This window comes from Anaerococcus lactolyticus S7-1-13 (assembly GCF_000758765.1).
Taxonomy (GTDB): domain Bacteria; phylum Bacillota; class Clostridia; order Tissierellales; family Peptoniphilaceae; genus Anaerococcus; species Anaerococcus lactolyticus.
The window spans coordinates 77103-96709 of record NZ_JRMW01000025.1; the positions used below are offsets into that span (position 1 = coordinate 77103).

The 19607-nt window shown below is 36.3% G+C and carries 16 protein-coding genes; 2 read left to right on the top strand and 14 right to left on the bottom strand.

Annotated features, from left to right (window positions below; all coding sequences use genetic code 11):
• The first annotated feature begins 191 nt into the window (after positions 1-191).
• Together HMPREF1630_RS02840 and HMPREF1630_RS02845 are read left to right on the top strand one after the other, a co-directional pair.
• Positions 192-716 (top strand): sigma-70 family RNA polymerase sigma factor, encoded by a 525-nt coding sequence (locus HMPREF1630_RS02840; RefSeq protein WP_037326870.1) that lies wholly within the window; start codon positions 192-194, stop codon positions 714-716.
• The gene (locus tag HMPREF1630_RS02845) at positions 700-1692 is read left to right on the top strand and encodes a hypothetical protein (RefSeq protein ID WP_037326872.1); all 993 of its coding nucleotides are present in this window, start codon (positions 700-702) and stop codon (positions 1690-1692) included. The genes HMPREF1630_RS02840 and HMPREF1630_RS02845 overlap by 17 nt, the downstream gene beginning before the upstream one ends.
• Positions 1693-1742: 50 nt before the next feature.
• Here the strand turns inward: HMPREF1630_RS02845 and yihA are convergent, their stop codons facing one another.
• From yihA to HMPREF1630_RS02915, 14 genes are all read right to left on the bottom strand, one after another.
• Entirely contained in the window at positions 1743-2330 is a 588-nt protein-coding gene (gene yihA / locus HMPREF1630_RS02850) for a ribosome biogenesis GTP-binding protein YihA/YsxC (protein WP_037326874.1), read from the bottom strand.
• Entirely contained in the window at positions 2327-4657 is a 2331-nt protein-coding gene (lon, locus tag HMPREF1630_RS02855; protein WP_037326876.1) for an endopeptidase La, read from the bottom strand. The genes yihA and lon overlap by 4 nt, the downstream gene beginning before the upstream one ends.
• Positions 4658-4712: 55 nt before the next feature.
• A complete protein-coding gene (gene clpX / locus HMPREF1630_RS02860; RefSeq protein ID WP_004828054.1) occupies positions 4713-5927 on the bottom strand; it encodes an ATP-dependent Clp protease ATP-binding subunit ClpX in 1215 nt (404 codons plus the stop codon).
• 1 nt (position 5928) lies between these two features.
• Positions 5929-6525, bottom strand: a complete 597-nt coding sequence (gene clpP / locus HMPREF1630_RS02865; protein WP_037326878.1) for an ATP-dependent Clp endopeptidase proteolytic subunit ClpP — start codon at positions 6523-6525, stop codon at positions 5929-5931.
• Between the two features lie 48 nt (positions 6526-6573).
• Positions 6574-7944, bottom strand: a complete 1371-nt coding sequence (gene tig / locus HMPREF1630_RS02870; RefSeq protein ID WP_037326881.1) for a trigger factor — start codon at positions 7942-7944, stop codon at positions 6574-6576.
• 40 nt (positions 7945-7984) lie between these two features.
• Complete coding sequence (locus HMPREF1630_RS02875; RefSeq protein WP_052039351.1) at positions 7985-9319, bottom strand: CCA tRNA nucleotidyltransferase; 1335 nt, start codon at positions 9317-9319, stop codon at positions 7985-7987.
• Entirely contained in the window at positions 9312-10307 is a 996-nt protein-coding gene (locus HMPREF1630_RS02880; RefSeq protein ID WP_004828042.1) for a CdaR family protein, read from the bottom strand. The genes HMPREF1630_RS02875 and HMPREF1630_RS02880 overlap by 8 nt, the downstream gene beginning before the upstream one ends.
• Positions 10300-11091: a diadenylate cyclase CdaA gene (gene cdaA, locus HMPREF1630_RS02885; protein WP_004828040.1), complete on the bottom strand. Its 792-nt coding sequence runs from the start codon at positions 11089-11091 to the stop codon at positions 10300-10302. The genes HMPREF1630_RS02880 and cdaA overlap by 8 nt, the downstream gene beginning before the upstream one ends.
• A gap of 408 nt (positions 11092-11499) precedes the next feature.
• The gene (locus tag HMPREF1630_RS02890) at positions 11500-12759 is read right to left on the bottom strand and encodes an amidohydrolase family protein (protein WP_004828033.1); all 1260 of its coding nucleotides are present in this window, start codon (positions 12757-12759) and stop codon (positions 11500-11502) included.
• 29 nt (positions 12760-12788) lie between these two features.
• Positions 12789-13976: an MFS transporter gene (locus tag HMPREF1630_RS02895; protein WP_037326887.1), complete on the bottom strand. Its 1188-nt coding sequence runs from the start codon at positions 13974-13976 to the stop codon at positions 12789-12791.
• 300 nt (positions 13977-14276) lie between these two features.
• Entirely contained in the window at positions 14277-15071 is a 795-nt protein-coding gene (locus tag HMPREF1630_RS02900) for a ZIP family metal transporter (RefSeq protein WP_037326889.1), read from the bottom strand.
• A gap of 7 nt (positions 15072-15078) precedes the next feature.
• Entirely contained in the window at positions 15079-17454 is a 2376-nt protein-coding gene (locus HMPREF1630_RS02905) for a glycogen/starch/alpha-glucan phosphorylase (protein ID WP_037326891.1), read from the bottom strand.
• Between the two features lie 307 nt (positions 17455-17761).
• Positions 17762-18364: a PB1 domain-containing protein gene (locus HMPREF1630_RS02910; protein ID WP_037326894.1), complete on the bottom strand. Its 603-nt coding sequence runs from the start codon at positions 18362-18364 to the stop codon at positions 17762-17764.
• Positions 18345-19562 carry an AI-2E family transporter gene (locus tag HMPREF1630_RS02915; protein ID WP_037326896.1) on the bottom strand — a complete coding sequence of 406 codons (1218 nt, stop codon included), beginning with the start codon at positions 19560-19562 and terminating at the stop codon, positions 18345-18347. Before HMPREF1630_RS02915 ends, HMPREF1630_RS02910 begins: the two co-directional genes overlap by 20 nt.
• Positions 19563-19607: the final 45 nt, after the last annotated feature.

Genomic DNA, 19607 nt, shown 5'->3' on the forward strand with positions numbered 1-19607 from the left:
GATATCAAAGATATGAAACCTTTGCGAGCACCTAAGCTAGCCAATTGAAGCAATATTTATAAATAATTATCTAATAAATTATTTATGCACACAGGTTAGGTCTTGGGTCGTAATAACGCATATTTATAATTATTTTTTTTATTTGATAGAAAGTTAGGACTCTCTACGAATACATAGGTGAAGGAGGGCATATGAATGAAGAAAAAATAATACAAGGCATAAAAAATAGAGATGAAAAATCCCTTAGAGCCTTTATCGACTCCTATGGCCCGGTTATGAAGGCATCTATCTATAAGGTTCTTACCTTTAATGAAAATGTCAGGATGGAGGTCCTAAACGATAGCGTGCTCGCAGTTTGGGATAATATAGACTCCTTTGATCCTGCAAGGTCTTCTTTTAAAAACTGGTGCGCTGGTGTGGCAAGGTATAAAGCTATAGATGCCCTAAGAAAGGAAATCAGGCACAAGAGTGTAGATTTGGACGAAGTTTCTCCTTACTTATCAACTGATGATGACATAAGTATTGACGAAACAGAAGAAATTTTGAAGGTCCTTGACGAAAAAGACCGAGAAATTTTTAGGAAATTATTTTTAGAAGGCTATTCCTACGATGATTTGGCTAAGGTCTACGACATATCAAAGGCAGGACTTTACAACAGGGTAGCCAGGGGCAAGAAAAAAATCAAGGAGGAAATCCAAAATGAAAAATGTTTATGATAAGATAAACGACCTAGACTTTGAAACTAACGAATTTGAATTAAATGATATAGAAAGGGAGAAATTATATATGACAGCAAAAACTTATAAGAAAAAATCAAATAAAAAATATATGGCAGTTGCAGCAGCCCTCTTGCTTGCACTAGGACTTACCGTCCCACCAGTAAGGGCTGAAGTTTCTAAATTTACAACAGATGTCAAAGTATCCTTCATGGAAACCTTCGGAGCAAGCCCGGACTCCTACAAATATGTAACTGAGCTTAATAAGCCAATCACCATTGGCGAAGACTCCTTTATCCTTAATAATCTTGCCATTGAAGATAATCATATTTTCCTAAACGTCCTCAGAGATACAAGTAACAAAGTAAATGGTATGGCATTTTCTACAAGAGAAGCAAGTATTTATAAGGTTGTAATCAACGGCGAAACCTATAAGGCCCTTGGCGAATCTGGTTCAGCAGCTGATAATGAAGACGGCGAAACTTATACAACATCAACCATGATTAACTTTGACAAGAACTTTCCTAGCCTAGAAAATGCTGATGTAGACCTCTACTTCCTACAGGGAACAAAGAGTGATATCGTATCTATCAAGGCTTCTTCAAATCTTGTTAATGAAGAAAATAAAGTCTTAGCCCAAGACTACGAACTTGAAAATGGATCAAATATTAAATTAATGAAAGTAAACCCAATCACCATGACCGCTATCATTGAAGGCCTTGATGCAGACTATGACTACCAACTTGAAGGCCTTGACAAGGACGGCAAAAAAATAGAGCTTGACATAAGAACAGTTGATCACGGCATAGCTACTTTCCTCTATAACAACGACTTCTCAGACCTAAGCCTAGATGAAATCAAAGACGGCAGAGAAATCACCTTCACCCTATCAAGATCAAAAATAAATGAAACTTCAGGCAAACTAACAGACGGAAATTACGAAAAAATCGCAGAATTCACACTTTCTGCCAAATAAATCAACATCAAAAAAGTAGGTGGATTTTCACCTACTTTTTGCTTGCAATTTTATGCATTTATTATCACTTCAACCTGCTCTTCTAGGACGTCCTTGTTGTGTTTGGTCTCTGAGGAGTAGGCGAAGATTAGGCCTTCGTCTTCTATTTCTAGTTTCTTTTTTATTTGCTTGATGTGTTTTTGGATTTGGCCCTTAGAGATTTTGTCAAACTTGGTTGCGATTACAAAACCCATATAACCAGAATCAATAATCCACTCATACATTTGCTTATCTAGGGCTGTTGGCTCGTGGCGGATATCTACTATCAAAAATACTTCCTTGAGGTTTTCCCTGTCGTGGAGGTATTCGTTGATTAGTTTATCCCACTTGGCCTTTTCTGCCTTTGATACCTTGGCAAAACCATAGCCAGGTAGGTCTACTAGCCTAAAAGTATCATTTGCCCTATAAAAATTTATAGTCCTGGTCTTACCCGGTTTGGAAGAAATCTTGGCAATGGCCTTCCTATTTGAAAATGAATTTATAAAAGAAGACTTGCCGACGTTAGACCTACCTACAAATGCAATCTCAGGCAAGGCATCTTTTGGCCACTGGGCCTTAAAACCTGCCACCTGTTCAAGTTCTATATTTTTAATTTTCATATGAGAGCTCTTTCTATAACTTCTGACACATTTGATACTGGAATAAAGTTAATCTTATCCCTAATTTCCTTGTCAATGTCTTCTGTATCACGCTCGTTATCCTTTGGAATTATCACGTTTTTAATGCCATAAGCGTAGGCTGCAAGGGCCTTTTCCTTTAGGCCACCAATAGCTAAAACATCACCTGTGATTGTGACTTCACCTGTCATGGCGAGATTATTTTTAACCTTCCTGCCTGTAAGGGCTGAAGCAATGGCTGTGGTCATAGTTATACCTGCAGACGGGCCGTCCTTAGGAGTTGCCCCTTCTGGAACATGGACATGGATATCCTTATCTTCGTAAAACTTACCCTTAATACCAAGTTTACCTGCATTTGACCTTATATAGACAAGAGCTGCCTGTCCAGATTCTTTCATGACATCGCCAAGAGAACCAGTAAATTCTACATTGCCCTTACCTTCCATGACGTTAGCTTCAACTGTAAGCATAGTTCCACCAACAGATGTCCAAGCAAGACCATTTACAACTCCCACCTTCTCTTCTTTTAGGATATGATCATCAATAAATCTCTCACGACCCAAAAACTTGGTATAGTTTTGCATAGTCACCCTGATGGTTTTCTTGCCCTCAAGGATTTCCTTGACGGAGCGACGGCAAATCTTGCCGATTAGCCTTTCAAGCTCCCTCACACCTGCTTCACGAGTGTATGCCTTTATCACTCTTTCTATAACCTTATCTGAAATTGAAAATTCATCTTCCTTCAAACCTGTATTTGCCATCTGCTTTTTAATCAAATATTTTTTGGCAATATTTAGCTTTTCACTTAGGGTATAGCCAGATAATTCAATCACTTCTAGCCTATCAAAAAGCGCATCTGGAATGGCGTTGATGTCATTGGCTGTAGTTAGGAAAAATACATCCGACAAATCAAATGGTATATCCAAATAACGGTCAATAAATTTATCATTTTGCTCTGGATCTAGGACTTCAAGCAATGCACTTGATGGATCTCCCCTAAAGTCTGATCCTAGTTTGTCAATCTCATCTAAGAGGAAAACTGGGTTTTTAACTCCAATTCTATTGATATTGGCAATGACACGACCTGCCATGGCACCAACATAGGTTCTCCTGTGACCACGAATCTCAGATTCATCAGTCACCCCACCAAGTCTCATTGAAACAAACTCACGATTTAGGGCGCGAGCAACAGACTTAGCAATAGAGGTCTTTCCCACCCCTGGAGGACCGACTAAACAAATTATAGACCCTCTTACAGACTTATTTTTTATCTTAACTGCTATTGACTCAAGGATTCTTTCCTTGACATCTTTAAGACCGTAATGGTCCTCATCAAGAATTTCAGAAGCCTTTTTGATATCAAGACTTTCCTTAGATTTTTTGCTCCAAGGAAGGCCAACTACGAAGTCTAGGTATGATGACAAAACCCCATAATCAGGACTCATTTCTGGGATTAGATCTAGCCTATCAAGGTCTTTTTCAAGCGATTTTCTCGCTTGTTTGTCAAACTTAATCTTTTTTATCTTGGACCTTAATTCATCAACTTCGTTTTCTGCTTGACCAGTAGTAGATGCAAGTTCCTTCTTCAAAACATCCATCTTTTCCCTTAGGTAGTATTCCTTCTGGGACTGGTTGATATTTTCTGTAACAGCAAGCTCTATTTCTGTTCCTAAATTTTTAAGTTCTATTTCCTTATTTATAATCCTATGAACAAGCTCCATCCTCTCCTTGGCGTTAAAGGTTGAAAGGATTTGATAATATTCCTTTGGTGCAAGATCGAGATGATAGGTGATTAGGTCCACTAGCCTGTGGTAATTTTCTATTTCAGTCATGCCATAGGCGATTTCGTCAGGGATATCATCATTAATCATGGCAAAATCCCTAAATTCACTTACCAAAAGTTTGCGAAGGGCTTCTAGGATATCAGTTTTTTCTTCATTTTCTTCTATATATTCGTATTTTTCAACCTCAGCTCTCAAGAAACCTTCTGCTACATGGAGATTTTTAATTTTTCCAAGGCCTGTTGCCTGAACAAAAACTCTCACATCTCCATTTGGCAAAGGAAAAGTTTCCTTGATTTCTGCAACTATGCCTATCTCATGAAGACCATCCATTTTTGGATTGTCATCAAAAATATCAAGCTGGTTTACCAAAAACAACTCTTCATTGTTAAGTTTTGCATTTTCCACAGCATTTTTTGATATAGATCTTGATGAGTCAAAATTGAGCATAGTAGTAGGCATGACCCAATATCCTCTCAGAGGTATTAGGGGGAGATTTACTTCACTTATTTTATAAACTTCTTTCATGTTTGCCTCTCTTAGTTATAAAAAGGGAAATGACTAGCATTCCCCCTTTGTATCTTTATTTCTTTTTATATTCTAGTTTACTATGGTCATCAATAGATTCTTTAGTTACAATTACTTCTTTGATTTCATCTCTTGATGGGATTTCATACATCACATCCAAAAGGAGATTTTCAATAATTGTCCTTAGACCCCTAGCACCTGTCTTTTGATCATAGGCTTTTTTTGCTATCTCTGAAATTGCATCGTCATTAAAACTTAGCTTTACATCATCAAGGTCAAAAAGCTTTTGATATTGTTTAATTAGGGAGTTTTTTGGCTCCTTCAAAATTCTTACAAGAGCCTCTTCGTCAAGAGCATCAAGACTAACTATAATCGGAACCCTGCCTATAAATTCTGGTATCAAACCGAATTTTAACAAGTCGTCTGTATTTACCATGGATAGGTCAGTTTTTTCTCTCTTTGTAATATCTGCCCCAAAACCAATGGTCTTATCCATTTGTCTTTGGTTTATGATATTGCCGATGCCTTCAAAGGCACCACCCAGAATAAATAAAATATTTGTAGTATCTACCCTAATATATTCTTGAGATGGGTGCTTTCTTCCACCCTGAGGTGGAACATTGGCCTCAGTTCCCTCTATTAATTTAAGAAGGGCTTGTTGGACGCCTTCCCCGCTTACATCGCGGGTTATAGATGGATTTTCACTCTTTCTAGTAATCTTATCTATCTCATCAACATAGATTATACCAAGTTCTGCTGCTTCAATGTCATAGTCAGCTGCTTGGACTAATTTTAAGATAATATTTTCTACATCCTCACCCACATAACCTGCTTCGGTAAGGCTTGTAGCATCTGCAATGGCAAATGGAACATTAAGCTTTCTGGCAAGGGTTTGAGCAAGAAGAGTCTTACCTGATCCTGTTGGTCCAAGCATTAAAATATTTGATTTTTGTAATTCAACTTCTGAATCGTCTTCGTTGCTAGTAATTCTTTTGTAGTGGTTATAGACTGCCACAGATAGGGTCTTCTTTGCATCTTCTTGACCAATTACATAAGAGTCAAGGTAGGCCTTAATATCTTTTGGTTTTGATAATTTAAAATCAAAATCAAATCCATTATCGCCACCCTTTTCTTCTTTGATAATATCAGAGCAAAGCTCAACACATTCATTGCAAATATAACCATCTGCCCCTGCTATTATCCTCTTGACCTGGCTGGCATCCTTACCACAAAAAGAACATCTTACCGTACTTTTTTCCTTATTAGCCATTTTACTTATTACTTTCTATTACTTTATCAATTAGGCCGTATTTTAGGGCCTCTTCTGCTGTCATCGCGAAATCTCTGTCTGTATCTTTTTCAATAGTCGCTAAGTCTTTGCCAGTATTTTCTGACAAAATCCTATTAAGGTTAGCCTTTATTTTTAGGATTTGCTCAGCTTGGATAACTATGTCTGATGCTTGACCTTGGGCCCCACCTGATGGTTGGTGGATCATTATATTGGAGTTTGGTAGGGAAAATCTCTTGCCTTTGGCTCCTGATGATAATAATACAGCCCCCATTGATGCTGCTTGGCCAATACAAATTGTAGATACATCTGGTTTTATATAATTCATTGTGTCATAGATGGCAAGACCACTTGTCACAACTCCACCTGGGGAATTGATATAAAAATGTATATCCTTATTTGGGTCTTCACTTTCAAGGAAAAGAAGTTGGGCGATTATTATATCGCTCACTTCATCACGCACTTCTCCAGATAGGAAAATTATCCTATCCTTTAGAAGTCTTGAATATATATCATAGGCTCTTTCGCCCCTATTTGTTTGCTCAATGACAGTTGGTACTAAATAATTTTTAGCTAACACTGTGTCTCCTTTCTGGGTTATTCCCCTGGAAACTGCTAAGAATAGCTATTAGTCTTCTTTCTTTTCTTCTTTTTTAGCTTTGGTCTCTTTTTTAGCTTCTTTCTCAACTACCTTGTGGTATTCTTCGTGAGGAAGAGCCTTTGCCTTTGAAGCAAGAAGTTCTACAGCTTTTCTTCTCTTAATATTTTCTACAAGGGTATCATCTGATACATTCTTAGCGAAGATTTCTTTGAATTTTTCAAGGTCTTCTACGCCATAATTTTTAGCAGTTTCTTGTAGTTCTTTTTCTTTTTCTTCATCAGTAACTTCGATGTTTTCTTTTAAAACTACTTCATCAATTACAAGGTTGGCCTTAACCCTAGCACTAGCTTGCTCTTTATATTGGCCACGGATTTGTGCCATATCCATCTTTGTAAGCTCGATATATTGGCTTAGGCTTAGTCCCATGCCTTGAAGTCTTTGATCAAGGTTTTGCATTTCATAGTCGATTTCTTTATCAACCATGCTAGCAGGAGCTGTCACTTCAGATTTTTCTACTAGGGCAGCTACAGCTTGGTTTTCTCTTGCATTTTGAGCATAAGCTTTTTTATCTTCAGCTAATTTTTCTTTTAGAGAGTTTTTAAGCTCATCAAGTGTGTCGTATTCTGAAATATCTTTTGCAAATTCATCGTCAAGTTCTGGAAGTTGTTTTTCTGTGATAGAATTAATTTCAACAACAAATTTAGCATCTTTGCCTTGGAACTCTTTAGCTTGATAATCTTCTGGGAAAGTTACATTAACGTCAAATTTATCACCAACATTGTGGCCTATGATTTGATCTTCAAAGCCATTGATGAAAGTGTTTGAACCAATTACAAGGTCATATTTTTCAGCCTTGCCGCCTTCGAATCTTTCTCCATCAAGGTAGCCGTCAAAGTCGATATTTACCTTATCATCTTTTTTAACAGGTCTATCTGTGATTTCAACAAGTCTTGCATTTTCTTCTAATTGTCTATCAAGTTCTGCTTTAACATCTTCATCAGTAACTTCTTCTGAAACTTCTTCGATTACAAGGTCATTGTAGTCGCCTAAAACTGGGTGTGGTTTAGTTTCTACTTCTACCTTGAAAGTAATATCCTTACCTTCTTCGATATCGTCAAGGTCAACAGATGGTTGGTCTATTACTTCAAGACCTAATTCTTCTACTGCCTTTTCATATGGCTCTGGGAATACTATTTGGATAGCATCATCGTAGAAAATTTCTGGGCCATACATTTTTTCAAGAACTCTTCTTGGAACATGACCTGGTCTAAAACCATCTATTCTATATCTCTTTTTGTTTTTCTTATATACTGTGTCAGTTGCCTTCTTAAAGTCATCATAGCTAACGTTAAATTCAAACTTTGCTATATTGTTTTCGTGTGATTTTAATTCTGTCATTTAATCCTCCGTGTACTTTTCTACTCATTGAAATAATATACTACTCATAAGCCTTACTATCAAGCTTTGAACCTATAATCCTCGCCTCATTAAGCAAGGTCTGCCTATCATTTAACAAAGTTCCATCAAAAACTTCTCTCTCAATTTCACCTAAGATAATGCCTATGTCTGGACCTTCATCAAAGCCTATCTTTGTTAAATCTCTGCCATTTATAGCCAAATCCTTCCTTGATAACACTGGCTTTTTCTCTAAAATTTCTTTTAATAAATTGCGTCCCTTATCTATATTTGAGATGTCATCATGGACTGTAGCTAGGATATCTGCCTCTTGCAAGTCAAATAATCTTTTTAAATTTTCTTCACCAATCTTTCTTAAAAGCCTTGCTACAGATTTTTCTGTATAGGGATTTGACGAGTCCATGTGGCGACCAATTAAGACTCCAACATCTTCAATTAATTTTTTTGAATATTTTAAATATCTTAACCTCTCCTCTGCAAGATCCTTAGATACCTTCTGGTGGCCAAAAAATCTACCATTCCCATTTTCATCTAGGAAAAAAGTGCTAGGCTTTCCTGTATCGTGAAAAAGAGCCGCTAGCCTAATTGTCAAATCAAGAGGAGTCCCTTCCAAGACCTTAAGAGTATGGTCAAAACAATCCAAATAATGGTGGGGCGAATGTTGGTCAAAGCCAACCATGGCCTTAACTTCGGGAAAAATTCCACCAAGCAGACCTGTTTCATCCAAGAGCCTAAGCCCCCTTGCTGGGTCAGGTCCTAGTAAAATCTTATCTATCTCAGCCGTTTGCCTTTCAACAGATATGTAGGCTAGGTTTTTAACCTTTGACCTAATAGCTTCTTTCAAATCATTTTCTATATCAAAACCTAAATTAGCCGCAAACCTCACAGCCCTCAGAGCCCTTAGGTAGTCCTCGTTTATCCTCTCATAGGGATTGCCTACTGCCCTTATAATTTTTGCCTCTAGATCAGCTTGACCCCCATAGGGGTCAATTAATTCATCTTTGCTAAGGGCCATGGCATTTATAGTAAAATCTCGCCTTTTGAGGTCTTCTTCAATTGTGTCGGCAAAGATTACCGACCCAGGCCTTCTCTTATCCTTATAAGAAAAATCTTTCCTAAAGGTCGTAATCTCATAATCCCTATCGTCTGTAACTAATTTTATGGTCCCAAAAGCCTTGCCAACATCAAGAGTCTTATAATCTTTAAAAACTTCTTTTATTTCATCAGGGAAGGCTTTGGTTGCTATGTCTACATCAGAAGGAGGTTTTCCCATAAGCTTATCTCTGACAAAACCACCAACCAAATAAGATTTATAGCCCTTATCTTCTAGCCTAAAAAGGACTTCTTCCTTATTCATCTTCTTCTGCTGCATCCTTGGTAGCTGATGGCAGTCTTTGGATTTCTATCTTGTAAGTTACAGTGTCATCTCCATCATATACTTCAACTCCTTCTGGCAAATCGAGTTTAACTTCACCAGATTTTGACGACCTAATATAACCCGTAATTAAGGTTCTAGTTGAAATCTCATCTATATCTCTAATGACTTGACCTGGTCCCTTGATAACTACAGTATCTGGAGATACTGCCCTTAGAGTTTCTACATAGCCATTGGCAATGCTACCCCTTACAGAAAGTCTGACCTTAACCTTTTTAGTCTCGTAAACAAAGAATGAAAGATTTACATCCTTATTATCGAGATCAACTCCCTCAACAAGTTCTCCTTTTTTATCAAGAGCCTTCACAGCCACATTATGGATTTTTCCGTCTAAATATTCCGCATCATCAATGTGGGCTTCAATCCTATCAACCTGGTTAACAAGTGACTCAGGACCCTTGATTTTAATTTGCTCTGGATTTTGCTCGTTTACCTCAACAATCTTGCCATCCTTCAACTTATCAGCTATGACTATATTTACAGGCAAAGTCTTTTCAATTATCCTTTGGATATTAAGGTTAATTTTTGCAGGATCAACATAGTCAAGATAAATTCCTGTTGGTGTATCAACCTTAACATCAACTGATGTAATCCCAGGCCTAGATGCCATAACATTTATAGAAGCCTGAATATCATCTGGTTTTAAACTTACAATATTATCTCTAGAGCCTGTCAACCTTACATTGACAGAGGAAATATCATCCTTACTAACAATAGTATAACCCTTTTCCTCAAGCTTATCCTGATTTTGGATAATAATAGGTATATTCCTAAAAGTCCTATTGGTGGAAGGATTAGTAGAAGTAGTTACATAGGTCCACATAAAAATCGCAACAATTATAGACAAGATGAGAAGTTGTTTATCACTTGTGGCATTATATTTTTTTAATCTATCTAAAATCTTATTCATCTTCTCCCCTCTTTTCTGACATTTCATTCCTTAGGCGAATCCTCAAAGAATCTTCATCAAAATACCTATTAATAACTCCATTTTCAGCAATAGAAATATTACCAGTCTCCTCTGAAACAATAATTACAACAGCATCGGACCTTTCAGAAATACCTATAGCAGCCCTATGCCTAGTGCCAAGTTCCTTAGAAATAGTATTTGAAGTTGAAAGTGGAAGGTAGCAAGCTGCAGCTGTAATAGTATTTTCCCTAATAATAACCGCCCCATCGTGGAGAGGAGTGTTAGGAATAAAAATATTAATCAAAAGCTCACTAGAAATGTCCGCATTAAGCATAGTTCCAGACTCGATAATATCGGACAAACCAACCTGTCTTTCAAGTACAACAAGAGCCCCGATTTTTTGCCTAGAAAGAGAACTCATAGCAAGGACAAGCTCATTAATAGAATCCTCATCTTTTTTATTCTTATCAGTAGAAAAGATAGACCTGCCCCTACCGATTCTTTCAAGACCTGTCCTAAGCTCAGGCTGGAATACGACGATAATAAAAACAAGAGACACAGTCAAAAACTGGTTCATAACCCAAGAAACTGTATTCAAGTTTAAAATATCAGCGATTGATGCAAAGATAAGAACAAAAATGAGCCCCTTCAAAACCTGCTCAGCCCTAGTGTTTTTAAGAATAGAAAAAAGCTTATAAACAACAAAGGCAATCATAGCAATATCAATAATATCCGTAACCCTAATAAGCATAAGACTTGTAATAAAATTATTCAAAAAATTCATAGCTAATCCCTTCAATAGATTTGTATTTATATATTATATAGTACTGTTTCTTCAAATTTTTTACACTAGAAATATTAAATTGAAACTTAAAGTGATGTAGTAGTATATGTAAATCTGTTTTGCTCATTATATTTTTCTAATTTCATCTATCGAACCATGAAATTTAATAGATTTTTTAGCTATCCTCGTATTTTTAACTTCCAAAACCCTTATTCTATATTTAATACCAACATTTTATTTTTTATTTTAATAAATTTGTATCATTATATAGTGAAATTCAGTTGCTAACGTTGTATTTAATATAATTTTAATAAATAGATCACATCATAAAAAGACGAGGTCGTTTAGTTTCCTCGTCTTTTTCTATATTGGGGCTATTGCACAGTCCCCAAACTTTTTTTATAAATATTATTTCAATTTAAGAGCAACTTCAAATTCCCTCTTTGCTTTTTTGAATAAGAATTCTCCATTACGTACTGATGAAAGACATTCAGCCCTATTTCTTATTGCTTCAAATTCATTTGGCGCATCAAGTACTATAAAGTTAGCTGGCTTTCCTTCATCAAATCCATATTCGTCTTGGAGATACATTGCCTTTGCTCCATTATAAGTTACAAGGTCAAAGTCTTTTTCAAAGTCTTTTTCACCCATCAATTGTGCAAGATGGATTCCGTTGTCAAGAATATTCATTAGATTTCCATTACCTGCTGGATACCAAAGGTCAACTATAGAGTCTTGTGCGAAACATACATTAACACCGTTGTCTACAAATTCACGAACCCTTGTAATACCACGACGTTTTGGATATGAATCTTGACGGCCTTGTAGGAAGGCATTTTCTGTTGGAAGGGAAACAAAATTCAATTTAGATTTTCTAAATAGTCCCATCATTCTAAAGGCATATGAATTATCTGCTGAACCAAAGGAACAAGTGTGACTTGCTGTTGTTTTTTCAGCAATACCATTCATCATTGCTTCTGCATTTAATACTTCAACAAATCTTGCCATAACATCATCAGTTTCATCACAGTGAACATCAATAAGTTTGTTATATTTAACTGCAAGTGCAACAATTTCTTTTAGTGACTTTTCTCCAAGTTCACGACTCCATTCGTTGTGTGGAATTCCACCAACAACCTCACAACCAAGTTTAAGTGCTTCTTCAACTAAATCCCTTCCAGTTTTTCCAGCTTCTTTATATGAATACATACCATTTTGTGGGAAGGCAACGACTTGGATTGTACACTTATCTTTTAATTCATCACGCACTTCAAGAGCCGCCTTAATTCCTGTTAGGTTAGGATCAGTACAATCAGTTTGAGCTCTTATATATTGAGTACCATAGGAAAGGCAATCTTCTACCGCTTGATAAATCCTCTTCTTCATTTCTTCTTTTGTTGTTCCCTTTTTGAAGTCATTCCAAAGATCTATTGCTTCAAAAAGTGTTCCTGATTCATTTTTAACTTCATCAGTTTTTCCAATCATGTAGTAGTCAAGATGAAGGTGGGCATCTACATATGGTGGAATAACAAGTTTTCCATCTAAATCGATAACTTCATCTGCATTTCCAAGATTGTTTCCAAATTTTGAAAATTTTCCATCTTCAACTAAGATTTCAGATGCATCTTTATGACCATAAACTTTTGCATTAATAAATTTTTTCTTCATAATATATTCCTCCTAAAAATTTTAAATAATTAAGCCATTGTCTTCTTTGATAAAATTGTCACCACTAAACCTGCTCCTAAGATTGTAGCCATTAGGATAAGTAGATTATTAATATTTCCATTTGCGAGTATTGCTCCACCTAGTGAACTTGCAACCATTATTGAAAAATTAAAACTTGCAGATTGTAATGACGTAGCAACTGCTGATGCGTTTGGTGGCACTTGTCTTGCAACTGCTGTTTGATATAAGGTAACTAAGGCTCCAAAGCCAATTCCCCATAGGATAAATCCTAAGTGAACCATAAGACTAATTGATGAAAAGACACTAAAAAATATAAAGGCTAGGCAAGATGATGCTAACATTAAAAGGCAAAGTATCTTTATATGCTTATCAATAATTTTTCCTGCAATAAAAACAGATAAGATTGAACCAATTCCAAAAAGAACTTGGGCAAAACCAATTCCTCCACTGTAATTCATTGAATCAACCAAATTTGTGATATATGTGTAAACTCCGTAGTTAGTAACTACTGATATAAAGGTAAGTAAGATAATAATAAGCACGCCTTTATTTTTGATAAGAGTAAGAGGTGAGTTTGCCGCAACTCTTTTTTCTCCAGAAACTTCTGGCAACATGAAATTACTGCCTAGGGCAATAAAAATAATAAGAATTGCAATTGCTAAAAATTCAACTCTCCAGCCAATATTTGTACCAATAAATGTTACAAGCGGAAGACCTAAGCTCATACCAAATGTCGTACCACTCATAATGACAGCGACGGCCAAGCCCTTATGTTCATCATCAACAAGCTTCATTCCGTAAGCCGCAATCATTGGCCACAAAACTCCAGCACATATTCCACCAATAACTCTTCCGACAATGGCAATACTATAACTAGGTGCAAAACCTACTAAGATATTACTTAGAGCAAAGCCTATTAGTAAACCAAGCAAAAGCTTCTTCCTGCTAAATTCAACAGTTGCAGATATTAATGGAATTGCAAAAATCGCACTGGCTATTGCATAAAAACCAACTAAAGTACCAGCTTGTGCTTCTGATATACCAAGACCAGTCATAAGCTCTGGCAAGATTCCAGACGGCACTAATTCAGACAAAATCGCCATAAATGTTACACTTGCCATAAGTATAAAAGTTGGCCAATGAAAATTTTTATTTTCTACCAAATACATAACCTTCTTTCTATAATATTTGTTCATAATTTAATGTATAATTATGAACAAACTAATTATACGATAATACAAAGATAAAGCAAGGCATAATATTGTATTTCTTACATATCCAATGGAATAAGCCTCTGTTTCAATCATTATATTTATACTCTAATTTGATATTTTATGAAAATTTATGAGCCCTCAATTTCCTTTCATTTTAAAAAAATTAGTCACATTTTCTAAAACTAATTAAAATTTTTATTTTAATAAAAAAATCGCCCCAGATTATTAGATGAACTTCTAATAATGGGACGATAGTTATCTTTAATTTTACAACATTCTTATTTATCCAAGCATCACATCTAAAATCATCATTACAACAAAACCTAGGGAAAAGCCTATGGTTCCTATGTTGGTGTGGCTTTGGCCTTCTCCTGTAGCTTCTGGGACTAGTTCTTCTACTACCACATACATCATAGCTCCTGCTGCGAAGGATAGGAGGTAGGGTAAGATTGGTACCATTATTGATGATAATAAAATTGTGATGATTGCTGCTATCGGTTCTACTATACCTGAAAATACTCCCATGCCGAAGGCCTTATGTTTACTTACTCCTACTGCCTTAAGGGGCATAGAGATGATGGCTCCTTCTGGGAAGTTTTGGATGGCGATTCCTATTGATAGGACCATGGCGGCTGCCATTGTGAGATCGCCCTTGCCGTATATGACTCCTGCGAAGGATACGCCTACAGCCATTCCTTCTGGGATGTTATGTATGATTACTGCAAGGACCATCATAGTTGTTTTTCTAAGGCTTTCCGCCTTTATACCTTCTGGTTTTTCAGAATCAATATGCTGGTGGGGTATGACTGAGTCTAGGAATAGTAAGAAAACTATACCTGTCATGAATCCTACTGCAGCTGGTAACCAAGCCATGCGACCTAGTCTTAGATCGACCATGTCCATGGCTGGCATTAGTAGGGACCAGATGGACGCTGCCACCATGACCCCTGCTGCAAAGCCAGACAAGCCCTTTTGGACCTTATCTTTCAGCTCGTTTTTCATTATATATACACAAGCTGCACCTAAGGTAGTTCCGATGAATGGAATCATCACTCCTAATAATATTTCTGAATTCATTCTATGCTTAGTCTATTTTCCAGATGTCATCAGCATAGTTTACAATTGTTCTGTCTGATGAGAAGAATCCTGCGTTTGCAATATTCTTTAAGCATTTTCTAGACCATTCAAGTTTATTTCTGTATTCTTTGTTTAATCTCTCATGTGTTTGTCTATAAGATTCAAAGTCTTTTAGTAGGTAGTATTGATCTCCCCTATTGCCATCTTGTGGTTTGATCAATTCGTTGTAGATGTCTAGGAAGTAGTAGGAACCATTGTCATTAAATTCTCCACTTACTAGGGAATCTACTACGTCTTTGATGTTTTCGTCCTTGCTGTAGTATTCGAATGGATTGTATGAGTTTGCAATTTCTGCTAGTTCTTCCACTGTAGCACCAAATCTGTAGTTGTTTTCTTCGCCTGCTTCTGCGAATATTTCTACGTTGGCTCCGTCGAGTGTTCCGAGTGTTAGGGCACCGTTTAGCATGAATTTCATGTTTCCTGTACCACTTGCTTCCTTACCTGCAGTTGAGATTTGTTCAGATACGTCTGCTGCTGGGAAGAGTTTTTCAGCGTAGGTTACCCTGTAGTTTTGTACAAAGATTACTTTTAGCTTTTTGTTTACGTCTGGGTCGTTATTTACAACTCTTGCTACTTCGTTTGCAAGTTTAATCATTCCCTTAGCTCTAAAGTATCCTGGAGCTGCCTTTCCACCAAAGATAAAGGTTGTTGGTGTGAAGTCCATATCTGGATTTTTCTTTAGTTGGTGATATAGGTGGATGATGTGAAGGATGTTTAAGTGTTGTCTCTTGTATTCGTGAATTCTCTTAATTTGAATATCGAATATTGATGTTGGGTCTACCTTAATTCCTTCATTTTCTAGGATATATTTAGCAAGTTGTTTTTTCTTTTTTTGCTTGATGTTCCATAGTTCTTCTAAGACTTTTTCATCATCTAGGTATTTTTCAAGTCCCTTTAATTGGTCTAGGTTATTTTTCCATGTATCTGTGCCAAGTTTTTCTGTGATGAAGTTTGTTAATTCTCTATTTGAGTAAACTAGCCATCTTCTTGGGGTGATACCATTTGTTTTGTTGTTGAATTTCTCTGGGCTTATCCTGTACCATTCTTTGAAGGTATCATCTTTTAGGATTTGTGAGTGAATTTCAGCCACACCGTTTACTGAGAAACCTACGTAAATTGCAAGGTTTGCCATATGCACTGTGCCATTTGTCACTATCCTATATGGATCAATTTGAGCATCGCTAAAACCTTGTTCACTTAGTTCTTTAACTAGTTTTTTGTCGATTTCTTCGATTATTTCAAAGCATCTTGGGCTTACTTCTTGCATTAGATCTTCTGACCATCTTTCAAGAGCTTCTTGTAAAACTGTGTGGTTGGTGAAGGCAAATACCTTAGATGCAATTTTAACTGCATCATCAGAGAAGATTCCATTTTCATCAACTAATACTCTGATCAATTCAGGAATAGCTATAATTGGGTGGGTATCGTTAAGTTGGATAACGTGGTATTTGGCAAATTGTTCAAATTTGAGGTCTGTTGGGAAGTCTCTCTTGTAAACTTCTACCATATCTTGGATAGATGCTGAACAGAAGAAGTATTGTTGTTTAAGTCTTAATAGCTTTCCTGCTCTTTGCATATCATTTGGATATAAAACTCTGGTTATGTCTTCTGCCCTGTTTTTCTCAGCTACTGCATCATCGTATTCAAAATTGTTGAATTTTGCAAAGTCAAACTCTTCGAATGGTTCTGATTGCCATAGTCTAAGAGTGTTTACTACGCCATTTTCAAATCCAACTACTGGCATATCATATGGAACAGCCTTTACTTGTTGGTCCCTAAATTTAACGATTTTTGCGTCAGAGTCTACTCTGATTGACCAACCGTCACCATCTTTAATCCAGCTATCGCCGTGTTCAACTTGAAATCCCTTTTCGATTTCTTGCTTAAAGATACCTTCACGATATCTTACACCATAACCTACTAGGCTTAAGTTTTGGCTAGCTGCTGAATCCATAAAGCAAGCTGCAAGTCTTCCTAGACCACCATTTCCTAGAGCTGCATCGTCTTCGTAATCTTCGATAGATTCGAAATCGATTCCGAGCTCTGAAAGTAAGTCTTTAACTTCTTCATAGATACCTAGATTTATCAAGTTGTTACCAAGTGATCTACCAATTAAAAATTCTGCTGAAAGGTAGTAGGCCTTTCTTTCTTTTCTTGCTTTTGCCTTTGTTTCTCTCCAGTCTTTGTTAATATGACCCATTATGGTATCGCAAAGAGCATCATACCTATCTTTGTTTGAAGTATCTTCAAATCTCTTTAGGGTAATTCTTTGCAAATTTTCCATATACTGCTCGGCAAATTTGTCTTTTTCTAACTTATCCATCTTTCCTCCTATTGCATTTAGCCATATATTTTATTTACTATTTTATGTTTTTCTCGCTTGGGTTATCTTGTAATTTAAAAAATAAATCTTTGCCAATAATTTCTAATAAATTGTTATAAATACAGGTCTTTATTTTTATAAATTACCTAGCTCGTTTTTATAACAAGTAGCCCCTCCATTACTATAGTATGTTTATTGATTTTATCAAGTTTTCTTAGCTTTGTTCATTATTTGTCAAGCTCTTAACCTTGCAATCACTAGGTTACGACATTTTTTTAACAAAGTAAAAAGAGTAGCTCTTGCTACCCTATTTTTGTTTTGTAAAATATATTAAACCCGTATAAGTTCTTAGCTCTTTATAAAAATCCTCGAGGTAAAAACTGTGTCGCCTTCCCCAACTTGATACAACCACCTCATGCCTACCATCTTTCTCATTCATTTCTGTTATGCAAAGGCCATGGTGGCTCATTATATCGACTTTTTTTGATAGCCAATTTATCAAAATAACTGGTGTATCCTTTTTAAGTCCTTCGTTAATAAAAGAAATCATTTGGTCAAGGCTAAGCCTTTTTATCAAATTTCCTTCAAGTAACCTATAGGATAAATTTAATTCCAATTTATGGTTTATAATGTCGATTCTTTTTAATAAGGATTTTGCAGTCGGCACCCCATTTGCCTTTGGTCGGATTCTCTTATAAAAAGCGTATTGGACCTCATTGTAGGTGTCAAAATCAACTATTCCTTCTTTGAATAAATAGAAAAAGCAATTGGTAAAGGCAGTTACAACGCAAGACCTATCTCTAAAAAATTTTGATAAGCCTTTATATTTTAACCATTCCTGGTGACCACCGTAATATTTTTCTCCAGATCTTATTACGGGAACAAAGTCCCTACTCCTCGTAAGCTTCATCGTTAGTCTCTATATCTTCTATCTTATAAACCTTATCGCACTTGGCAAAAAGTTTCTGTTCATCAAAGCCTTTTTCGGTCAACATCTCGTGAATTTTTTCATGACTTAGGGTGTAGAGAACAGATACAACTGGTATTGATACCAACATTCCCCAAACCCCAAAGAGCGATCCGCCTATAGTTACTGATGCCATAACCCAAACAGCAGGCAAGCCTATCTTATTACCAGCAATAGCAGGATAGATTACATTCTCCTGGATTTGCTGAATTATAAGGCTATAAGCCAAAAATATCAAGGATTTAACAGGCGACTCGATAAAAATTAATATTGTTGAAAAGGCTGTACCAAAAATCGGACCAAAAATCGGAATCAAATCTGAAAGTCCTACCACAATCGAAATCATAGCTGCATTTGGAAGTCTCATTACAAACATACCTACAAAGGTCAAAATTGAAAGGCAGATAACTGCTATGACCCTTGAAAACAAATAGTCTTTGAAAGTGTTATAGGATAAGGAAAAGACCTTATTTATATAGTCAGCCCTTTCTTCACTCATAAGGGCATACAAAATCCTAATTCCATTTATCTTTAACATACGTTTGTAGATTAAGATAAAAATCGAAAATACAAACATGGTAAAGACACCTATAACACCACTAGAAATCGAACCCATTAGACTGGCTGCAGTTGAGAAAATATCACCCTTCCTGCCTTGCAAAAAAGTATAAACTGCATTTCTCACATTGTACCAACCAACTCCATAAAATGTATTTTGAAACTTATTAGCAAAAGGCTCTGTGATTGGGTATTTTTTCAAAAGCCTATAAATCTCATCAACAAAGTCTGGCCACCTGATTGAAAAGGTGTAGACCACCTTGACTATAGATGGGACTAAGATGTTAATAAGGATTACAAGCGATGCTATCACAAGTATCCAAGATAATAATAGCGAACAGGTAGATATTATTTTTTTATGCTTGCCCGTCTTGTCGAAGTGGGCAAACTCACTTTCAAAAAAATTCATAGGGATACTTATTATAAAAGCTAGGGCCCCACCAAGGATAAAGGGTTGGATGACAAGGTAAAGCTTGCCAACTGCATCAGCCACATGTCCTATATAGTAGAGTCCAAAATATAACAAGATTCCACAAACAACAACTTTTAGCAAGTTTTTTGATTTTACGTCTAATTCTCTCATTTATTGCCTCTTATTCTAATTCTTATTCTAAGCTCTATTCTACCT